Raw genomic sequence first — 18,407 nt, forward strand, 5'->3', positions numbered from 1 at the left:
CCGGCTCAAGAATGCGCCGAAGCTCTAGCGTGGATGCGGGGCTGAAATCGGGATCCTCATCGACGACATCCGCAGCGCCGACGCTTGCCAACGATTGTTTGGCATCGGCGCTCACATAAGTGCCGGCATTTCGGCGCGTGACGACCAGCCCTTGATTTTGCAGCGCGCCGACCGCCTCGCGTACAGCCAGACGCGCCACGCGAAAACGCGTCGATAGCTCGTGCTCCGATGGCAAGCGTTCTTCTGCAGCGAACTGACCATTGCGGATGCCTGCGCGGATTCGTTCGGCCACCTGTTCGTAAATCTGCTTGGGGCGACACGCGTCGCTGGAAACGGACTTTGCCCTGGTCATACCGTGCGCCTCGTCTCACTTCGACCACATCTCAAATCATGGCCTGGCTATTTGTAGGATTAATAGCGACTTTGGTCCATTTTTCGGTGAAGGGCAAGACGAAGCTAGAGCCCGTCGTCAGCCATGACGCCGATGGGCCATCGATGAATCCTTTCGCATGCTGCGGGCGCTGGCCTACGGACTCCACCTGCGCTGAAGAGGTGTCCCGAATGTGCCTCACGCTGCCTTTGTGCCGATTTCGTCATCTCTCCATCGAAATTTTCCTCAAGACGCCTTCCGTCGCAGCGCCAATACTGGATCGGGCCAGCGCACAGGGGCTCGGCTTGGCGACACGTTGCTTGGCGAACAAGCCATCGGTCGATGGATGGCTTATCTCATATCGAAATTGGGGAGCTTGAACATGTTGCGATTAACAATGCTTTCGAGGGGAGTGGTGTCAGGTTTGTTGGCGTTGGCCTGCGCCGGGGGAGTGAGTGCCACCGGCGCCAACGGAGCTGCGCCCAGCCGTAACACAGCGGTGAGCCCACCGAGCCTTACGCTTGCCCATGGCGTCGCGCTGCAAGCCGGAGACCAGGCCCAAGTGATCGGTGCCAATGCACCGGTCCGCATCAACGTCGTGCTGAAAATGCGCCAACAGGCCGAGCTAGAACAGGTTGCTGGCCTGGTCCGCTCACGGGTGCGGCAGCCGTTGACAGACAGCGAGCTGGCTGCGCGTTACCTGCCGGAGCATGCTGATGCCTTGCGCGTGTCCAACTTTCTGCGCGCCCATGGCTTTAGCCAGATCTATGTGTCGAAAGACAACATGATCGTGTCTGCGTCGGGTACGGCGGCGAATGTGCAGTCGGCCTTCCAAACCCGTCTCTACAGCCTGCATCGTGGCGACAAAGCGGGTGTGGCCAATGCTGATGCGGTGCAGATTCCTTCGTCTCTGGCGGGCGTGATCAGTGCGGTACATGGCCTGCGCTCGTTCCAGGAACGCGGTGTATCCGGCGCCAAAGTCGCCGCGATGATCGAGGGCCATGCTTATGCGAAGAACAAGGGGGTGCCCGGCACGCAGTCGACGGCCGGCACCGTGGCTTGCCAGCAATGCGTGCATGCACCTACGGACTTCCCATCACTCTACGGTGCCAGCAATCTCGCACCCGCCAGTGGACAGACGGTAGCAGTGATCGGCGTGGGCGACCAGCGCAACACCACTTACCTCTATCAGACCTGGGCCAGCGCTTATGGCTTCAGCAACATCCCGCTCAAGGTGAGCTACCCCACCGGTTACACCGCCGGGGATTACGAAGCGCAAACCGAAGCCGTACTCGACGTCGACGCCGTTGCCACCATGTCCGGCGGCCTGAAAGAGATCGACTTCTATTCCGCGCCGTCGACCGATCTCGGTGACGAACTGGCGGCCGTGACGGCGGCCATCAACGACAATCACTCGACCATCTCCCTCTCCTACGCGGCGACCTGCGATGCGGACATCGGGCAGGATCTTCGCAGCAGTTGGGATCAGGAGCTTTCGGTCGCCGTGGCCAAGGGGTTTACCGTGTTCGCCATTACCCAAGACTACGGCGGCAAGCCGGGTTGTTCGGGTGGTGAAAGCTCCACCGGCTTTCCCGGCAGTTCGCCGTACGTGGTCTCGGTAGGCGCATCGACGGTGTACAACTCGGCAAACTCGTATTCTGCCTATGACCACGAGACGCTATGGCAGGGCAGCGAGAGTGGACCGGCCGCGACGGAGCAACGTCCGCATTATCAGGATGGTCGGCGCCATGCGCGGCACGCCGGATTTCGTCATGGATGGCGACCCCAATACCGGGCTCTGGATCATCATCGGTGGTTACGACAGCACCGGCACTTACCAGACGCAATGGGCAGTGTACGGTGGTACCAGCCTTGCCGCACCGCTGTTGGCGGGCACTTATGCCAGGCTGTTGCAGAGCGGTATTCCGCCGTACTTCTGGCAAAAAACTTTCTACGACATCGGCGTAGGTCAAGTGAACGGAACCCGCGGTGACTGTCTCAACTGTTACAACCTGCTGACGGGTGGCTCCAACGGGGTGTACTCCGTTACCCCTGGAAAGTACAACCAAGCCTCTGGCTGGGGATCCTGGAACGCAGGCGCGTTGGCTACTGGGATGCAATTCCAGCGCTGACATGCTGCGGCCTCTCGTCATGAAGTAAGTGCCGGCACTGGATCGAACGCCGATGTCGCCTTCAAGGGGCTATGAATACGCGTGTTCGCCCGTCATCCCCGCGAAAGCTCTTCCGCTCTCGCTCCTTCACCCGGGACTCGTGGGGATGACGGTCTTTTGCTTCCAGGCAACGAAACGAATAGACGTCCATACCCTTGGACAATTGTCGGATTGGCGAGTCGCAGCGTAGACAGACCGTGGCGGGCGATCGGCTCACCCGCTGCATAACGCAAGACGGCAGTGCACCAATGGTGCATCCCTGGAACGGCCAGGTATGTCGCCGTGTTTTTTGCATTCGGCATTGAACTAAGCCGTGTTCCGCCCACTGCCAGGCCATCCGTCGGCGCGTCATCAGGCCATCTCGATCGCCATGACGTACCTGCGTGGCATGCAGTTGGCAAAGCAAAGCATGACCTCATGGGGATGGGGCATGCGGTTTTTTCTGCAAGTCAGCTTTCGACAAAAAGCAATACATCCATTACGGGAGATTGGGGAGAAACATGAAGTATTCAAAACTCGCGGCCGCTATCGTGGCGGCCATGGCGTTCGGCTGCGCGCAGGTTTTCGCCGCCGAGGTCACATCGGACCAGACATCTACGCAGGACACGGCAAAGTCGTCGCAGGATACGCCCGCCGGCTCATCCGTCGATGCACCGGAAAACAACCAGAAAAAACAGGCCAAGCGGCTGGACACGGTCATCGTCAGTGGTTCGCTGATCAACAACGCCCAGATCCAGACGGCCACGCCTACTTTCACCATTACCGCGAAAGACATCGAGGCGCGCGGTTTCAACAGCGTCGCGGAGGTGCTGCAAAATTCGGTTTTCTCTACGGGCACCGTACCTGGGTCGCAAACGCCAGGGTTCAACCAGGGCTCCCAGACATTCAGTTTCTACGGACTGAATCCGGAGTACACCTTGACGCTGCTCGACGGCAAGCCGATCACCCAGTTTGGCCAGCTTTTCGGCGGCGTCAGCGACTTCACCAACATCGGCAACATCCCGTTGAGCATCATCGACCATATCGACATCCTGCCGGGTGGCGGGTCATCGATCTATGGTTCGCAGGCCATCTCGGGTGTAGTGAACATCGTCACCAAGGAGCACATGGATGGTGCCGAAGTCAGCGTGCGCACCGGCAATTACAGTCTTGGCGGCGGCGCGAGCCAGCGCCTGTCGATGGCGTTCGGGCACAAGTTCGGCGATCTGGACGTGCTCGGCACAGTGGAGTTCGATAATCAGTCGCCCGCATGGTATTACCAGCGCGACCTGACCTCGGCGGCGCCGCGCCCGATCATTGTCGCGGCCATGTGGGACTACGGCGTCAACTACTCGTCCCCGACGAGCTTTCAGGCGCCGCCGAACGGATGCGGCGCGATCAGCAACCTGTTCGGTGGCACGACGGCGTTGGTAAACCGCAGCAACGGCTCGTTCTGCGGCTCGCCGAAAACCTTCAGCTACGGCACCTTTATCAACAAGGACCGTAGTTACAGTGGAACCTTGAAGTTGCGCTACAAGCTCAATGACGACGTGCGCCTCTACGCGGACGTATTGACCAGCTGGCAGCAGCAGAAATTCACCGCGGGCATCGCTTACAACTGGTGGGGGCCGAAGGATCTCCCGGGCGGTGTGATCGAGGATGCCAATACCTTGCACGTGCTCTCCCCCGAGCGCTTCTTCGCACCGGAGGAGGTGGGCAACAACAATGGCAATGGCCTGGTGCGGCAGAACGACCTCATGTACCAGGGCGACGTCGGGGCCAACGGAAAGTTCGGCGAATCGAACTGGAATTGGGACGCGTACTACCTGCGCTCTGGCGAGCGGACCAGCGACGTCAGCCCGCTACATCCGGCGGCGGCCATTGATGGTTTTTTCCAAAACATATTGGGCCCGGTGGTCGGGGTTGATCCCAATACCGGCTACAACATGTATCACCCCAATTACGCGGCGTTCTACTCACCCATTTCGACCGCGCAGTACAAGAGCTTCACCACCAACATCAATGCCAAGTACAACACCTGGATCAACAACTTCCGCGGCACGATCAATAACGACAGCCTGTTTCGCCTGCCGGGTGGCGATGCCGGCTTTGCGTGGTTGCTCGAAGGCGGAAACCAGGCTTGGTACGCCCCGGTGAACCCGATGGTGGCCAACGGGCTGATCTGGGGCAACACCGGCGTTTCCGGCGGCGGCCAGCGTGATCACTACGCGTCGGCGTTCGAGTTGAACATGCCGGTGCTGTCTTCGCTCACGCTGGATCTGTCGGGGCGCTACGACCGCTACACCATTTCCAATGGGGCGCCCAACAACAAGTTCACCTATAAGGTCGGTTTGGAGTACCGGCCGTTCAGCACGCTGCTGCTTCGCGGCAATTACGCGACGGGCTTCATCGCGCCGGACATGTCGTCCATCTTCCTGGGCCCATCCGGGCAGTACAACAACGTCACCGATTATTACTTGTGCGAAACACAGGGAGGCGGCCAGAACTGCTCCTCAGGCTACACCGAGGGCGTGAAGATCAATGTGCTGCCCAACAAGAAGCTGCAACCCACTAATTCGTCCAGCTTTACCTTTGGCACGGTGTGGTCGCCGATCCACAACCTGAGCCTGAGTGCGGATTACCTGCATATTTCCATCAACAATGAAATTCAGCTGCAAAGCTCTGATCTGCTGATGCGGCAGGAGTCGCAATGCCGGCTTGGCCAGTTGCCATCCGATTCGGCCATCTGTCAAAGCGCCTATGGGCAGATCACGCGTAGTCCGTTTACCGGTCAAGTCACCAATCTGAATCTGTATTACGTCAATATCGCCAACGAGGTCACCGACTCGGTGACCGCCGAGGCCAAGTACGCGTTCAATCCAACGCCTATCGGCAGTTTTGCGGTGCAGCTCGATTACAACGGCATGCTCAAGCACTCGTACCAGCAATATCCGGGCACGACGCCGATCAATCAGCTCACCAATCCCCTCTGGAGCACCGAGTTCAAGAACATCACCACGGGGTCGCTGAGCTGGTCGTGGCACGACACATGGCGTAGCACGCTGTATATGCACCGTTACAGCCCGACACCCAACTACATCGCAGTCACCTACGGGCCTGGCTACCCGGGTGCCGGCAGCCTGCCGCCATGGTTCCTCTACAACCTGAGCGTGGGCTACTCGCCAACCAAGGACCTGGACTTCTCGCTGATGGTGAACAACCTGTTCAACACCATGCCACCACAGGATCCGGGTTATCGCAAAAGCCGCACGTTCCCGTATTTCAACAACTACAACTACAACATCTACGGACGTCAAATCATGCTGCAGGCCACTTACCGTTTCGGCGGTAGTCGGTAACGCGCGCCGGGTTCTCGGCGCCACTCACTCCACCGAGCGCATAAATAAGGCCAGCGCGTTAAGCGCTGGCCTTTGCCCGTGCGGGATGGCGTTTTCGAGACGCCCCGTGTTCTCGGCTTGCCCGCCCTTAGCGGGCAAGCCCTGGCTTCAGTTCGACGCAGTAAAGCTGATCGATGGCGATGTTCCACCCGCGGCCGTGCACGCGCCCAGGGTCAGATTATTGGTCTCACCGGTATAGCCCTGTCCTTTGGGGCCGAGGCATTTCGGTGCCTTGGTCGAACCATCGTTGATGGCGAGATTCATTTTGATGGACGAACCCTTGTTAAAAGATGCCTGGGATCCGCCACCGTTACCCACCAGGGTAAATTCAGTCCCTTTCCACCAAAGCGCTGCATACACCGTCTTATCAGACACTTTGTTGCTATAGACGTCCTTACCGACAGTGAGGGTCACCGTATCGCTACCATTCGCCGACACGGCACCGGCTAGTTTCATGCTGGCGAGTTTGGCGATGGATAGCTGGGGCACCGCATAGCCATTGCTGTTATTGACGCATGCAGGACCACTGCTATCGGTCGCGTCGGTCCAACCCGCTGAAGTCGGGCAACCGTAACTGTCGTAGTCCGATTGGGATGGATACACCCAACTCTGGATCCAGGTCATCGGGTGCGTTCCATCGGTATATGCGTCGGTCGAGTAGAGGAATTGCTCCCATACCTGGCAAGAGCTATATCCCAGTTTTGTGCATGCCGTCGATGATGGGTTGATATCGGTATTGAGCTGCAACGTGTACTGATTTGAGCCGATCGTTCCATTGGACATCTGCCCGCCGAACATCACATTGACGCCCTTTTCAGAGGTCACCCCGGTGACTGTCGGGAAACTCCCGGTCGCAGATTTAATCGTGCCCGACGCCTGAGCGGTGTAATCGGTGCCATTGCCGATGATTTGCGACTCGACCGAACCCACATTTGCGGAACGCGCAACGGGAGACGTTTGAACCGGGCGAGCGATACGGCTAGAGCGGTAGGTCGGCCGCGGGCCGCAAGTCACTTTCTCCCAGATCACGCTGGGGTACGAGGCATGAAAGCAACCTTCCGCGGGCGGGCCCATTTGGCGAAGTTTTTCATGCCATCCATTCAGAGCTTGTGCCTGCGCCTCCTCGGCGACCTGATTAGTCGTCTGTGCGGCAAAAACGGACGAGAGTGGGGCTGCACCAAGAAGTACCGCTACGATCGCGATCTGAACGGGGTTACGCATGTTGAACTCCTATCGATGATCTATGTGAAATGAGTGCTGCGAGCTAGCGCACCGCGGACCTCCAAAAACAGAGGCCCGACTCTGCTCTGCTCCGAATGGATCCCCCTGGCTATTAAACGCAAATGTCTCCCCGCCCCCTACCTACGGCTGCAGGCGCAACCTGGCGTCGCCATCCCTAAGCTGGGAAGCGGACGGAAAAATCTGGCGAATGCTTTGCGCGATCGAGGCTGATTTCCTCGATCCTGGCATCATCACGTCGATGTGCATTGCCGGATCGGAATGCATCACCCAGCGCTGTGATGCGATACGGCTGAACAAGCAGCGCCGCCTAGAAACATCCTTTTGCGCAACCGAGCCAGCCGCCATTCCTTGTCATCCTGGCTTATGCAATCCGGATGTTCCCTGGCACGTTCGGTCGCGTAGTACTCGACGGCGACACGAACCAGTCGCGCCTCGACGGGCAGCGAGATGCGCCACGGCAAAAGAGTTCTGCCATGTCGCACCTCTCTTGTTTACCGACCGACGGCCATGGATTCGGATCATTGAGCCGCGAAGCAATTAAGTGGCTCAACATGACCCAGCCTGCGTTGAGCAGCCAGGCATTCCATGGGGTGATGATCGACATCCGGCTGCGCTCACCCTGCGCGTAGGTGAGCAGCCGGAGCTTGTTGCCTATTGATGGTGCCCTATCAGGGCTTATCCACCGCAAGATCGCTGTTGTAGCTCTGCCCCAACTTAATCACTCGACGCGTGAAATCGTCATAGTTGTAGGGCCATGGCTGCCCAGCTTCGGGCTCCTCTTCTACCGCGATTTGCCGTACCGCGATGAGATGGGCCTTTGGCACAATCACTACATAGTTTCCAAGGTAGCCGTTTGCTTCCCAGGCAACGATGGGTGATGGTTCGAACAAGTCGTTATCGCCCATGTGATGTGCCTTCACATCCGCGATAAACAACTTGGGGTCGATACCCAGGGCGGGAAGTCCATTGAAGAACTCATCCAAGTTGGCGTAGCGCTTCGGGCTTACCTTGCTGAGCTTATCGACGATGCTCCCGTCGACACCGGCTGCCCGCAAATGATCGATCGCGCTGGCCTTCAGATACACGCCCTCCGCCTGACGCCACCAGAGCAGGCCGTAGTGCTGAGTGAGCGGCGTACTCTGGCCAATCATCAGGGCCATATAACCCGCATCGATCAGCTGCTTGCCCTGCCAACGTCCCTGATCCAGCACTAGCTTGCCGACCTTTGCGGCATCTTCCGAGGTTGCCATCCAACCGGACATGGCGCGCGGGTGTCCCGCCTGGTCGCGATCATCCCAGGGCGGCAGCTGGATCCCCATCGGTGCCAGAAGCTCCTTGGCGATGTAGGTATCCATCGGCTCGCCCGCCGCCTTTTCGATCACGCCGGCAAGCAGATTCATGGCCTTGTTGTTGTATCTGAATCGCGTGCCAGGCGGATCGCTTAGTTCCGCCGCAAGGGCGAGCTGAAAGCCGTCTGGCGCCGGATAGATCTCAGCGGATGTCAAAGCTTCGTTTTGCAGGCCAGACGTATGATTGAGCAACATACGCAGGGTGATCTTCGCCTTGTTGCCTTGCTTCCACTCTGGATAGAAATCGCTGACCGGTTCATCCACAGAGCGCAGCTTGCCTTGGGTTATCAGGCGCCCTACCGCCAGCCCTACCAGCGACTTGGTGCTCGACATCATCTCGATGGGCCGATACGGCGCACCGGGGCGGCGATAGTCAACCAGTACTTTGTCGTCGTGAATAACCAGCAGTGTGTCGCTATGCGAGGTTTTGGCCCCATCAACCAGCGATTTAAGTGCTGCGCTATCACTGCCGGCCAGCACGGGCCCGGTTGTTACAGCGAGTACGGCTGCGTAAATCCATGCAGAAGCTCTTTTCATCCAGCCTGTCTCATGCGCATTGGGGAGTGCAGATGCTGCATCTACGTTGATGCCGCACGCCATGGCCGTTGTGGCAGTTGATTCTTCACCTGGCCCATGACTCGGCATTCCCGAAGCGGGTCAGCCAAGCCTGGAATGATTCATCACCATTCCGATCAGGCCCGAACAGCATGCTGAGCGAGCTTGGATCAACCAAGATCCACTCTCTAGATATAAAAAAGCGCCGAGTCTTTTGTCGAACACCCTTAATGTCGTCCAGCGCTGCGTAACCCGCAACCGATGGCTGAGCGCACCCTCTGAACCAGATCCTCGGAAGAGACATCAAAGGCGGGCTGAAAGGCGTCGGCAATGCGTGCGTGGGCCGACATGACTGACGTTCGGGTGTACCGTATTTGGGGGCTTGATTGACCGGTTCGCCCAAGCCTGTTTGCTCGATACCGTTGCCAACGCGTGCCAACTTTGCGAGGAGACGATCATGCTGTCCAGGCGCGATTTTCTAAGGCGTAGCCTCTTGGTTGCAGGCAGCCTAAGTCTTAGCACCCTTAACGCGAGGCCCATAAACGAAGCTTCAGCTGCCACAGCCAAGGCCTGGCGCATGCCGGATGAGGGTGAACATCACACAGCCACCTGGATGGCCTTTGGCCCCAGCGAAGAGGTGTGGGGAGAAGATCTACTAGAGGCTGCCCAGAAGAACTTGGCCGGTATCGCTCGAGCCATCTCAGCTTTCGAGCCGGTCAAGATGCTGGTGCGCGAGGACGACCGTGATACCGCTGAAGCCTTATGCGGCCCGGACGTTGAGCTTATCGTCCAGGACATCGATGATTTATGGATACGAGACACCGGCCCGGTTTTTGTAAAGAATCGCCGCGGACAACTGGCCGGCATCAATTTCAACTTCAATGGCTGGGGCAATAAGCAAGAACACCATGCCGACGCCAGAGTAGCTTCCGTAATCAACCACTTGACCAAGGCCTTGCCTCTTGCCACGCAACTCGTGCTGGAAGGCGGCGGCATCGAAGTCGATGGTGCAGGAACGGCCATCATCACTGAAAGTTGCGTACTCAATAGAAATCGCAATCCCGGCGTCAGCAAGGCGCAGTGCGAGTCCGAGCTCAAGCGTCTGCTGGGCCTGGAAAAAATCATCTGGCTACCGGGCATCGCCGGCAAAGACATTACCGATGGCCATACCGATTTCTACGCCAGATTCGCCAGCCCCGGCGTCGTGATCGCCGGCTTGGAGCCGGACGCCTCGTCGTTCGATCACGCCGTTACCAAGCGGCATATAGAAATCCTTCGCGGCGCGGAAGATGCAAAAGGAAACAAGCTGAAAGTCGTGGTGCTAACTTCGCCATCGACCGTACGACCAAAGTACGAGAACGAGCATTTTGCGGCGGGTTACATCAATTTCTACGTATGCAATGACGCGGTCATCGGGCCTGAATTTGGTGATGCCCGTGCGGATCGCAACGCGCATGCCGCCCTACGCGAGTTATTCCCGTCACGCGACGTGATACAGCTCAACATAGATGCCATTGCCGCGGGCGGTGGCGGTATTCATTGCACCACCCAGCAACAACCTTCTTAGCTGGGTCGAGCGGGCGACCTGCCTCGCCGTCGACCCAAACTTGTACCCGAGCGATCGCAAAACGCCTGAATCAGGCGAGAACACGGCCGCATGCGTACCTCAGAGCTGACGAAGAGGTATTGCGGCACCCCTCATCGATCAGGTGTGCTGCTTTTTCCAGTCATCGGTGAGCAAGCCGCTAAAGCCCCAATCCTCTTCGGCGATCTCCTGGATAACCACATGGGTGTATTCCGGCTTTTTGCCCAGCACCCGCACCAGCGAATCCGTCACGTCCTTGACCAACTCGGCTTTCTGGGCGCGGGTCGCACCCTTGGTAATCTGGATATTGACGTAAGGCATGGTCGTCCTGATGGGGAATAAAGTTGGCGCTCATTCTCGCTCAAGCCTTGCTCGCCCGGCATCAGCTTTGTCGTGGATCGAGGCGTTGATGCCACCAACTCAACCAGCGCAGGATGATTCCAATAAGCGCGGATATGCTCGCGCCCACCCCTAGGTACCCTGAGCCAGACACGGCTGCGATAGAAGCCAGATACCGCCCAGCAACGCCACGCCCGCCTAGGTCATGGCGATGCCGAGGCCATCGAGCTGGATGGTTTCGCGCCGCGCGCCATAGGTAAGCGCAAACCGAACAACCATCGGCATCAAGGCGACCCGGCTTAACAGCAACAGCTTGATCGCCATACCGACACCATCGAGGTCCCTGTCTCGCATTGAAATCCCCGCCTGGAATCAGGCCGTATAACGCGTAGAACACCCTATAAGCGCCGCGATCTGGCTGCCTACTCAAGCGCCTGCTGAGCCGGTCTGGCGCAGGCTTGCCGGCCCCGGGCCGGCAGCCCGCAGCAGCAAGCCCTCGCCGGATCGCGTAATCTATCGCCTTTGACGCTGCCATCACCCGCAGCGCTCGCCAGGCAAAGCGGCCCTGCCGCCCTCCCCGCGAGTCCCGTCTTCGCTTTCTTTGGAGAGCCGGCGCGCGATCCCTATACAACTTCTGTGAGACGACAACGACCATGGTGGCATTGGCGACGGAGCACGTGATTGACGTGCACCACTGGAATGACAGCCTTTTCAGCTTTCGTACGACCCGCGATCCCGGCTTCCGCTTTGATAGCGGCCATTTTGTGATGCTCGGGCTGGAGGTGGATGGACGGCCGTTGATGCGTGCGTATTCCATCGCCAGCGCCAATTACGAAGAGCATCTGGAGTTTTTCAGCATCAAGGTGGCCAATGGCCCGCTTACCTCGCGCCTGCAGCACCTAAAGCCGGGTGACCCGGTGATTGTCAGCCGCAAGCCCACCGGCACCCTGGTGCTCAACGATTTGAAGCCCGGCAAGCATTTGTATTTGCTCGGCACCGGTACCGGCCTGGCGCCCTTCCTGAGCATCGCGCGCGATCCGGAAACCTATGAGCGTTTCGACAAAATCGTGCTCGCCCACGGCGTGCGGCATATCCATGATCTCGCCTATGCCGACTACCTCGAACGCGAGCTGCCGCAGCACGACTATCTGGGCGAACTGGTCCGCGAAAAGCTGATTTACTACCCCAGTGTGACCCGCGAACCGTTCCGCAACCGTGGCCGTATCACCGACGCCATCGCTGACGGCGTGATGAGCCAGGCTATCGGCCTGCCCCCGCTCAATCCCGAAACCGACCGCATCATGCTATGCGGCAGCCCGGCCATGCTGGATGACATCTGCACCCTGCTCGATGGCCGCGGTTTCCATGCGTCCCCGCGTACCCGTGAGCCGGGCGACTATGTGATCGAACGGGCTTTTGTCGAGAAATAACCCACCTGGATGCCGCTCACCAGACGGTGATGCGGCGTCCGTTTTGTACGCCTTCGACACTGCGCCGATAGGCCTGTACCACCTGCTTCAATGGCACCGGCAGAAATCCCGGAAAGTACGGCCCATAAGCCTCGGCAGACGCATCGACCAGGGTCGGGCTGACGATGTTGATGCGCACGCCACGCAACAGCTCCGTCGCCGCCGCTCGCACAAAGCCTTCGAGTGCGCTGTTCACGGTGGCCGCATTGCTGCCATCGCGAATCTGCTCTTCACCCACGATGCCGCTGGTCAGGGTAAACGAGCCGCCGTCGCGTAACAGCGACTGGCCGGCGAGCACGGCATTGACCTGCCCCATCAACTTGCTTTGCAAACCGTAGGCGAACTGCTCCGGTGTCGTCTGTGCCAGTGGCCCGAAATGCAGCTCGCCCGCGGTAGTAACGACGGCGTCCAGCGGCCCCACCTGGGCATACATCTCGCGCACGCTGGCATAGTCGGTCAGATCCACGCGGACGTCGCCACGGCTACGGCCAGCGCGCACGACGTCGTGTCGTTGCGCCAGATCAGCCGCCACGGCGCTGCCGATCGTGCCATGTGCGCCAATCATCAAAATACGCATCATTTGCTCCTTATGGCTTCAAGTGACGCGCTCATTGATCCGAGCGCAATTGGCCACCGCTGGCCCATTGGTCGCGAGGAATTTCGCGAATCAGAATTTCCACGCTCTCTGCTGGGCAGTTCAGCGTTTCGCAGGTGGCGCGGGTCACTTCGCGGACAAAGGCGCGCTTCTGCTCAAGCGTGCGGCCGGGGTGCATGTCGAGATGGAGGGTAGGCATGAGCTGTTTCCTCGAGTGGCGGCGTCCCGGAGCGAGACCGTCCCGCGAGTCACAGTTTCACTGCGCACCATGAGTAGATAAACGTGCAATCATTTGATGCAATCAAAACCTATAGGTTTTAAATATGGACAAGTTAGCCAGCATGGCCATGTTTATCCGCGTGGTCGAAAGCGGCAGCTTCAGCGCAGCCGCCGAGGCTGCCGGGGTTTCCGCCACCATGGCCGGCAAGCATGTGCGCACGATTGAGCAGCGGATCGGAGCACGACTGCTGCACCGGACCACCCGCCGCCAGCAGCTGACCGAGGTAGGCCGGCTGTACTACGAACGCTGCAAGCAGGTTCTGCTCGATGTCGAGCTGGCTGAAACAAGCGCTCACGAGTTGCAGGCAACACCGGGCGGCCTGCTGCGAATGACCGCCCCGCTGACCTTTGGCAGCCGCCGACTGGTGCCGGCACTCACCGAATATCAGCAGCAACATCCCGAGGTCAGCATCAACCTAGTCCTGGATAACCGCATTCACGACATGGTGGACGAGGGTTATGAACTGGCGATACGCATCGGCCCTGTCGATAACGACGCCCTGGTCGCCCGCCCCCTGCAGCCTTATCGCATGCTGCTGGCGGCGTCACCCGCCTATTTAGCCCAGCACGGCACGCCGCAACAGCCCAGCGAACTGAGCCAGCACATCTGCCTGGAGCTTTCCAATTGGCGCCACCCCGATCGCTGGCGGCTACTCGGCCCCGAGGGCTTGATTGATGTACCGGTGCGCGGCCGGCTCGCGATCAACAATGGCGAGGCGCTGCGGGTCGCTGCGATACAGCACGCTGGCATCCTGATGCAGCCCGAAGCACTGATCGCCGAGGACATCGCCGCAGGCCGCCTGGTCCATATCCTGCCCGCGTGGGCGCCGCCGGCCAGCCCGATGCATTTGCTCTATCCGCCCGATCGGCGCCCGACCGCCAAGCTACGCAGCGTGATCGACTTTTTGCTGGGGCGCTTCGGTGCCACGGACGTGGCCGACTAAGCCATGCGCGATCAAGCCATGCTCAATCGCGCACCCGCCCTTTCCCTTCGTTGTCCCAATAGCCAAAGATCCGCCGTGCGATCAGCTTGTATAGCCGCTTGCCGGTGGCGCGCCACAACCGTGCATGCGGTGCCGGGGTATTGAGCATGGCGCGTTGACGCAGGCTTAGCGCCTCAGGGCAGTAAGTGCGTTTGTGCTTGAGCAAGTGGCGCAAGTCTTCACGCGCCAGCAAACGAAACAGCGGGCCGCGACGCCCACGGGTCCAGGCGATCTGAAAGTCGACCAGCGCAGGACGTCCGTCCTCGCGCACCAGCCAGTTCGGTTCTTTGGCCAGGTCGTTGTGCACGATGCCACGCCGGTGCAGCACGGCCAGCAGGCGCAACGCCTGCCGGTAATAGGCGCGGTCGCGCGGTTGCGCCTGCTGCATCGGTGCACCGGCCATGTAACTGCGCAACAGCTCCCGACCGTCCCAGCCAAGCAAGGCCGGTACGCCGTCGATACCATCGAGCTTGACCAGGGCGCGCGCTTCGCGCGCGGCGGCGCGACGTGCAAAAGCACGTGCCCACCAGCGGGCGGCAGCGACATCGCGGCGAATCATCCGAATGCCATCACGCTCGGTGATTTCGATACGGCCCAGCTCATCGGCTTTGAGCACGATGGTGCCGGACAAGATCGGAGGGGCACTATTCACAACAGAGGTACACTCGCTCGCAGTATCGCCACAGCGGACTATTGTGGCCGATTCGCTCTACCGATGCCCGCCCTGCCACGGAGAACACATCATGCCGCTGCGCTCACGATGGCTCCTTTTATCGTCGCTTGCCACGCTTTTGCTGTGCTCCACCGCCGTTGCTGCTCAGTCGCCATCGCCACCCAACAGTGGCGCGCGGCATAGCGAGGAGCACATCGGCGATCTCCATTACCTGGTCGACATCAAACCGGCCACGCTGGACCCCGCATGGGGCAAACTGCAGCAAGCCGTGGACGGCTACGCCGCCGCCCAACGCAGCCAGTTTCTCGACGCCGTAACGCAGGCCTCGAAACAACATGCTGGCGGCTCGTGGGCACTGGAAATGGAATTCAGCATAGCCGCGCAAACCCAGCGCTTCGTTACCGTCGTCGTGTTGGGCGATACTGAAACCGGCAAGCCGCATCCTGCGCCGATCACCGATAGCTTCAGCTACGACCTGCAAAAGCAGCAGATGCTCGAGCTATCGGATTTGTTCACCAGCTTTCCCGCCGCCGAGGCCGCGCTAACCGATAAAGCACGCGCGCAGCTGATGGCGAAACTCAAGCCGGGCAAACATCATCGGGGGCTGAGCTCCAGCCCCGCCTTGATCCGCGACGGCACCCAGGTCGGCAAGCATCGCTTGCAGCTGTTTGCCCCTATCGTCCATAAAGATCATCTGGCGCACGGGCTGAGCCTGATCTTTCCGCCAGGTCAGGTGACTTCGCCCGAAGCCGGCCTACAAAGTGTGGATGTACCCACCAGCGTCTTTGCCCGCTGGCTCAAACCGGAATATCGCGACGCGTTCCACTGACGCGCCGCGGCCACTCAAGGGTCCTCATGGATGCTGCACTGTATCTGCTGGCCGCTGTACTAATCATCGCCGGGCTTGCCGGCACGATTGTGCCCGCGCTGCCCGGCATCCCGATGATCTTCGGCGGCATCTTGCTGGTTGCCGCCGTGGATCAGTACAAGCACGTGGGGCTTTGGTGGCTGATCATCATCGGCGTGCTGGGCACAGTGGGTGTCATCGTCGACTTCGTGGCCAGTTCGCTTGGGGCCAAACGCGTAGGCGCCAGCCGACTGGCGCTGTGGGGGGCGAGTCTGGGCACCTTGATCGGGATGTTCTTCGGTTTGCCCGGGCTGGTGCTCGGCCCCTTCATCGGCGCGCTGCTCGGGGAGTTGCTTGCCGGCCATAGCGTGCTGCGTTCCGCTCATGTCGGCATCGGCACATGGCTGGGGCTGTTATTCGGCACGCTGATCAAGTTGGTGATCTCGTTCATGATGATCGGCTTGTTCGGCTTCGCCATGCTGCTTTGAAACGCCAGCCAACCCTTCGGCACATGGCGCAGCCGCAAGACTGACCTAGGCTGACCGTCTTTCACGGGAAATTTCATCCATGTCCAAACCTCTTGCCTCGGCCATTGCGGCCACCCTGTTCATCGCCGGCTTCACTGCAGCATCGACAACGTATGCGCAGGATGCGGCCCAGGCCCAGGCCGCCCCCGTCCATGCTCCCCAGGCATGGGTCGCGCGCAGTGATGTGAATTCAAAAATCCTGCTTGAAATGCAGGCACAGTTCGGCCCGGAATCCGCATCCACGGTGGGCCTCTCTGCTTACGACAGCAAGGTCACCGACCTCAAGCCCGGCATCGATGAGCGCACACGCCAGGCCTTGGTGGACACCAAGGCAAAACTGGTCGACTTGCTCGGCAGCGAGAAGGACACCAACGTCAAGCAAGACTTGAACATCCTGATCGCTTCGGTGGATCAGCAGATCGAAGGCGTCGATCTCAACCACAAATACCTGCTGCCTTATCAAGACATCGGCGGGTTGATCTTCAACGGCGAATTCGCGCTGTTGAAAGACGATGTTTCCGCGCAGCGTCGGGCAGTCGCAGTAAACCGCCTGCAGTGTTACGTGGGCAAGGCACCGGGTTGCACACCGATCATCGAATTGGCCAAGGCCCGCACCACCGAGCGGCTCGCCGAAAAGGCCCTGATTGGCCCGTACAAGCTTGACGTAGAACAGAAGCTAGCCAATAGCCAGCATTATGCCGATGGCGTGCGCCAGCTCTTTGCCAAATACAAACTCGATAGCGCCGAAGCGAAGGCTGCGCTCGACGCAATGGATGCCCAGCTGAAGGACTACAACGCATGGGTGCGCAGCACCGTGCTGCCGCGTGCCCGCACCGACTTCCGCTTGCCCGAACCGCTATATGCCTACAACCTCAAGCAGGTCGGCATCGACATCCCGCCTGAGGAATTGATGAAGCAGGCGCAGCTGGAGTTTGTCGAGCTGCGCAACATGATGCAGGTGCTGGCGCCCGTCGTCGCCAAGGCTGAGGGCATTCAAGCCACCGACTATCGCGATGTGCTGAAGGCGTTGAAAAAGCAGCAGCTCAGCAAAGAGCAAGTCGAGCCTTGGTATCACGAGGTGATCGGCAAGATCGAAGACATCATTCGCCGCGAACACATCATCACCTTGCCGCAGCGCAAGATGCAGCTGCGCATCGCTTCGGAAGCCGAAGCGGCAGCCCAGCCGGCACCGCATATGGACCCACCGCCGTTTATCAACAACCAAGGCGAGCAAGGCACTTTCGTGCTGACCATGGGCAACCCTTCGGCCAAGGGCGATGGCCAGCAGGGTTATGACGACTTCACCTTCAAAGCCGCCGCATGGACGCTCACCGCGCACGAAGGCCGCCCAGGGCATGAATTGCAATTTGCCGCCATGATCGAACGCGGCGTATCGCTGGCACGCAGCCTGTTCGCCTTTAACAGTGTCAACGTCGAGGGCTGGGCCTTGTATGCCGAATCGGAAATGCTGCCGTACGAGCCGCCGGCTGGCCAGTTCGGTGCCCTACAGTTGCGCCTGATGCGCGCGGCGCGCGCCTATCTCGATCCGATGCTCAACCTCGGCCTGATCAGCAAAGAACGCGCACATGAGGTGCTTACGCATGACGTCGGTTTGTCGGAAGCCATGGCCCAACAGGAATTGGACCGCTATACCTTCAATAGCCCAGGCCAGGCTACCGCCTATTTCTACGGCTATATGCGCATCCAGCAATTGCGTCTGAACACCGAGCTGACCCTGGGCAAACAGTTCAACCGCCAGGCCTTTAATGACTTCATCATCGGCCAGGGCCTGTTGCCGCCGCAGCAACTGGCCGAAGCGGTCCGTACGCAGTTCATCCCAGCCCAGCAACAAAAGAACCACTAAACCCATGCGGGAGCGGCAAGCCGCTCCCGCCACTTTGCTCCTGTCCGCTTATGGCGAGGCGCTGCGCGCAAGCCAGTCCGCGAGTTTGCCGGTGTCATGGCACAACGCCGCGGGTAGCACGATGTAATGGCGGCTGGGCGCAGCCCCTGGCTTGGCGATCAGCCGTGCCGCCCCTTGCATGC

Annotated in this window: 15 protein-coding genes and 1 pseudogene; 8 read left to right on the forward strand and 8 right to left on the reverse strand. The window is 59.7% G+C overall.

All coding sequences use genetic code 11. The features are described 5' to 3' along the window. Window positions 1–352 (reverse strand): FadR/GntR family transcriptional regulator (locus OUZ52_RS17900; RefSeq protein ID WP_266159894.1); only part of this gene is annotated, 352 nt, incomplete at its 3' end. Window positions 353–752: 400 nt separating this feature from the next. Between OUZ52_RS17900 and OUZ52_RS17905 the strand changes: the two genes are divergently transcribed. Continuing rightward, window positions 753–2,363, forward strand: coding sequence for a S53 family peptidase (locus OUZ52_RS17905; RefSeq protein WP_266159895.1), 1,611 nt, complete (start codon window positions 753–755; stop codon window positions 2,361–2,363). A gap of 678 nt (window positions 2,364–3,041) precedes the next feature. Further along, the gene (locus OUZ52_RS17910; RefSeq protein ID WP_266159896.1) at window positions 3,042–5,879 is read left to right on the forward strand and encodes a TonB-dependent receptor domain-containing protein; all 2,838 of its coding nucleotides are present in this window, start codon (window positions 3,042–3,044) and stop codon (window positions 5,877–5,879) included. Window positions 5,880–6,026: 147 nt separating this feature from the next. Here the strand turns inward: OUZ52_RS17910 and OUZ52_RS17915 are convergent, their stop codons facing one another. Together OUZ52_RS17915 and OUZ52_RS17920 are read right to left on the reverse strand one after the other, a co-directional pair. Next, window positions 6,027–7,139 carry a hypothetical protein gene (locus OUZ52_RS17915; protein WP_266159897.1) on the reverse strand — a complete coding sequence of 371 codons (1,113 nt, stop codon included), beginning with the start codon at window positions 7,137–7,139 and terminating at the stop codon, window positions 6,027–6,029. A gap of 689 nt (window positions 7,140–7,828) precedes the next feature. Then, a complete protein-coding gene (locus tag OUZ52_RS17920) occupies window positions 7,829–9,154 on the reverse strand; it encodes a serine hydrolase domain-containing protein (RefSeq protein WP_266159898.1) in 1,326 nt (441 codons plus the stop codon). A gap of 367 nt (window positions 9,155–9,521) precedes the next feature. On the opposite strand from OUZ52_RS17920, the gene OUZ52_RS17925 reads away from it, so the two are divergent. Beyond that, window positions 9,522–10,631: an agmatine deiminase family protein gene (locus OUZ52_RS17925; protein WP_266159899.1), complete on the forward strand. Its 1,110-nt coding sequence runs from the start codon at window positions 9,522–9,524 to the stop codon at window positions 10,629–10,631. Window positions 10,632–10,769: 138 nt separating this feature from the next. Here the strand turns inward: OUZ52_RS17925 and OUZ52_RS17930 are convergent, their stop codons facing one another. Together OUZ52_RS17930 and OUZ52_RS17935 are read right to left on the reverse strand one after the other, a co-directional pair. Continuing rightward, window positions 10,770–10,970 (reverse strand): tautomerase family protein, encoded by a 201-nt coding sequence (locus tag OUZ52_RS17930; protein ID WP_266159900.1) that lies wholly within the window; start codon window positions 10,968–10,970, stop codon window positions 10,770–10,772. Between the two features lie 216 nt (window positions 10,971–11,186). Next, window positions 11,187–11,342, reverse strand: a complete 156-nt coding sequence (locus OUZ52_RS17935) for a hypothetical protein (RefSeq protein WP_266159901.1) — start codon at window positions 11,340–11,342, stop codon at window positions 11,187–11,189. A 299-nt stretch (window positions 11,343–11,641) separates the two neighbouring features. Here OUZ52_RS17935 and OUZ52_RS17940 point away from each other — a divergent pair, with 299 nt between their 5' ends. Continuing rightward, window positions 11,642–12,418 (forward strand): ferredoxin--NADP reductase, encoded by a 777-nt coding sequence (locus OUZ52_RS17940; protein ID WP_266159902.1) that lies wholly within the window; start codon window positions 11,642–11,644, stop codon window positions 12,416–12,418. A 16-nt stretch (window positions 12,419–12,434) separates the two neighbouring features. Here the strand turns inward: OUZ52_RS17940 and OUZ52_RS17945 are convergent, their stop codons facing one another. Both OUZ52_RS17945 and OUZ52_RS17950 read right to left on the reverse strand, forming a co-directional pair. Next, entirely contained in the window at window positions 12,435–13,034 is a 600-nt protein-coding gene (locus OUZ52_RS17945; RefSeq protein ID WP_266159903.1) for a short chain dehydrogenase, read from the reverse strand. A gap of 31 nt (window positions 13,035–13,065) precedes the next feature. After that, a pseudogene (locus OUZ52_RS17950) lies at window positions 13,066–13,257 on the reverse strand (4-oxalocrotonate tautomerase); the annotation flags it as partial. Window positions 13,258–13,375: 118 nt separating this feature from the next. Here OUZ52_RS17950 and OUZ52_RS17955 point away from each other — a divergent pair. Continuing rightward, window positions 13,376–14,275 (forward strand): LysR family transcriptional regulator, encoded by a 900-nt coding sequence (locus OUZ52_RS17955; protein ID WP_266159904.1) that lies wholly within the window; start codon window positions 13,376–13,378, stop codon window positions 14,273–14,275. Window positions 14,276–14,297: 22 nt separating this feature from the next. Here OUZ52_RS17955 and OUZ52_RS17960 read toward each other — a convergent pair whose 3' ends face one another. Beyond that, a complete protein-coding gene (locus OUZ52_RS17960) occupies window positions 14,298–14,873 on the reverse strand; it encodes an RIO1 family regulatory kinase/ATPase domain-containing protein (RefSeq protein ID WP_425493877.1) in 576 nt (191 codons plus the stop codon). Between the two features lie 184 nt (window positions 14,874–15,057). On the opposite strand from OUZ52_RS17960, the gene OUZ52_RS17965 reads away from it, so the two are divergent. From OUZ52_RS17965 to OUZ52_RS17975, 3 genes are all read left to right on the forward strand, one after another. Further along, on the forward strand, window positions 15,058–15,816 hold the full coding sequence (locus OUZ52_RS17965) for a hypothetical protein (RefSeq protein WP_266159906.1): 759 nt from the start codon (window positions 15,058–15,060) through the stop codon (window positions 15,814–15,816). A 26-nt stretch (window positions 15,817–15,842) separates the two neighbouring features. Beyond that, window positions 15,843–16,322 carry a DUF456 domain-containing protein gene (locus OUZ52_RS17970; RefSeq protein ID WP_266159907.1) on the forward strand — a complete coding sequence of 160 codons (480 nt, stop codon included), beginning with the start codon at window positions 15,843–15,845 and terminating at the stop codon, window positions 16,320–16,322. Between the two features lie 79 nt (window positions 16,323–16,401). Then, on the forward strand, window positions 16,402–18,225 hold the full coding sequence (locus tag OUZ52_RS17975) for a DUF885 domain-containing protein (RefSeq protein WP_266159908.1): 1,824 nt from the start codon (window positions 16,402–16,404) through the stop codon (window positions 18,223–18,225). Window positions 18,226–18,407: the final 182 nt, after the last annotated feature.

The sequence above is a fragment of the Dyella silvatica genome (assembly GCF_026283955.1).
GTDB classification, from domain to species: domain Bacteria; phylum Pseudomonadota; class Gammaproteobacteria; order Xanthomonadales; family Rhodanobacteraceae; genus Dyella_C; species Dyella_C silvatica.

What these genes read in the sequence shown, in the direction of transcription:
- OUZ52_RS17905 (WP_266159895.1), top strand. Translation starts at nt 753, where the DNA reads ATGTTGCGATTAACAATGCTTTCGAGGGGAGTGGTGTCAGGTTTGTTG.
- OUZ52_RS17910 (WP_266159896.1), top strand. Translation starts at nt 3,042, where the DNA reads ATGAAGTATTCAAAACTCGCGGCCGCTATCGTGGCGGCCATGGCGTTC.
- OUZ52_RS17915 (WP_266159897.1), bottom strand. Translation starts at nt 7,139, where the DNA reads ATGCGTAACCCCGTTCAGATCGCGATCGTAGCGGTACTTCTTGGTGCA.
- OUZ52_RS17920 (WP_266159898.1), bottom strand. Translation starts at nt 9,154, where the DNA reads ATGCCGAGTCATGGGCCAGGTGAAGAATCAACTGCCACAACGGCCATG.
- OUZ52_RS17925 (WP_266159899.1), top strand. Translation starts at nt 9,522, where the DNA reads ATGCTGTCCAGGCGCGATTTTCTAAGGCGTAGCCTCTTGGTTGCAGGC.
- OUZ52_RS17930 (WP_266159900.1), bottom strand. Translation starts at nt 10,970, where the DNA reads ATGCCTTACGTCAATATCCAGATTACCAAGGGTGCGACCCGCGCCCAG.
- OUZ52_RS17935 (WP_266159901.1), bottom strand. Translation starts at nt 11,342, where the DNA reads ATGCGAGACAGGGACCTCGATGGTGTCGGTATGGCGATCAAGCTGTTG.
- OUZ52_RS17940 (WP_266159902.1), top strand. Translation starts at nt 11,642, where the DNA reads ATGGTGGCATTGGCGACGGAGCACGTGATTGACGTGCACCACTGGAAT.
- OUZ52_RS17945 (WP_266159903.1), bottom strand. Translation starts at nt 13,034, where the DNA reads ATGCGTATTTTGATGATTGGCGCACATGGCACGATCGGCAGCGCCGTG.
- OUZ52_RS17955 (WP_266159904.1), top strand. Translation starts at nt 13,376, where the DNA reads ATGGACAAGTTAGCCAGCATGGCCATGTTTATCCGCGTGGTCGAAAGC.
- OUZ52_RS17960 (WP_425493877.1), bottom strand. Translation starts at nt 14,873, where the DNA reads ATGATTCGCCGCGATGTCGCTGCCGCCCGCTGGTGGGCACGTGCTTTT.
- OUZ52_RS17965 (WP_266159906.1), top strand. Translation starts at nt 15,058, where the DNA reads ATGCCGCTGCGCTCACGATGGCTCCTTTTATCGTCGCTTGCCACGCTT.
- OUZ52_RS17970 (WP_266159907.1), top strand. Translation starts at nt 15,843, where the DNA reads ATGGATGCTGCACTGTATCTGCTGGCCGCTGTACTAATCATCGCCGGG.
- OUZ52_RS17975 (WP_266159908.1), top strand. Translation starts at nt 16,402, where the DNA reads ATGTCCAAACCTCTTGCCTCGGCCATTGCGGCCACCCTGTTCATCGCC.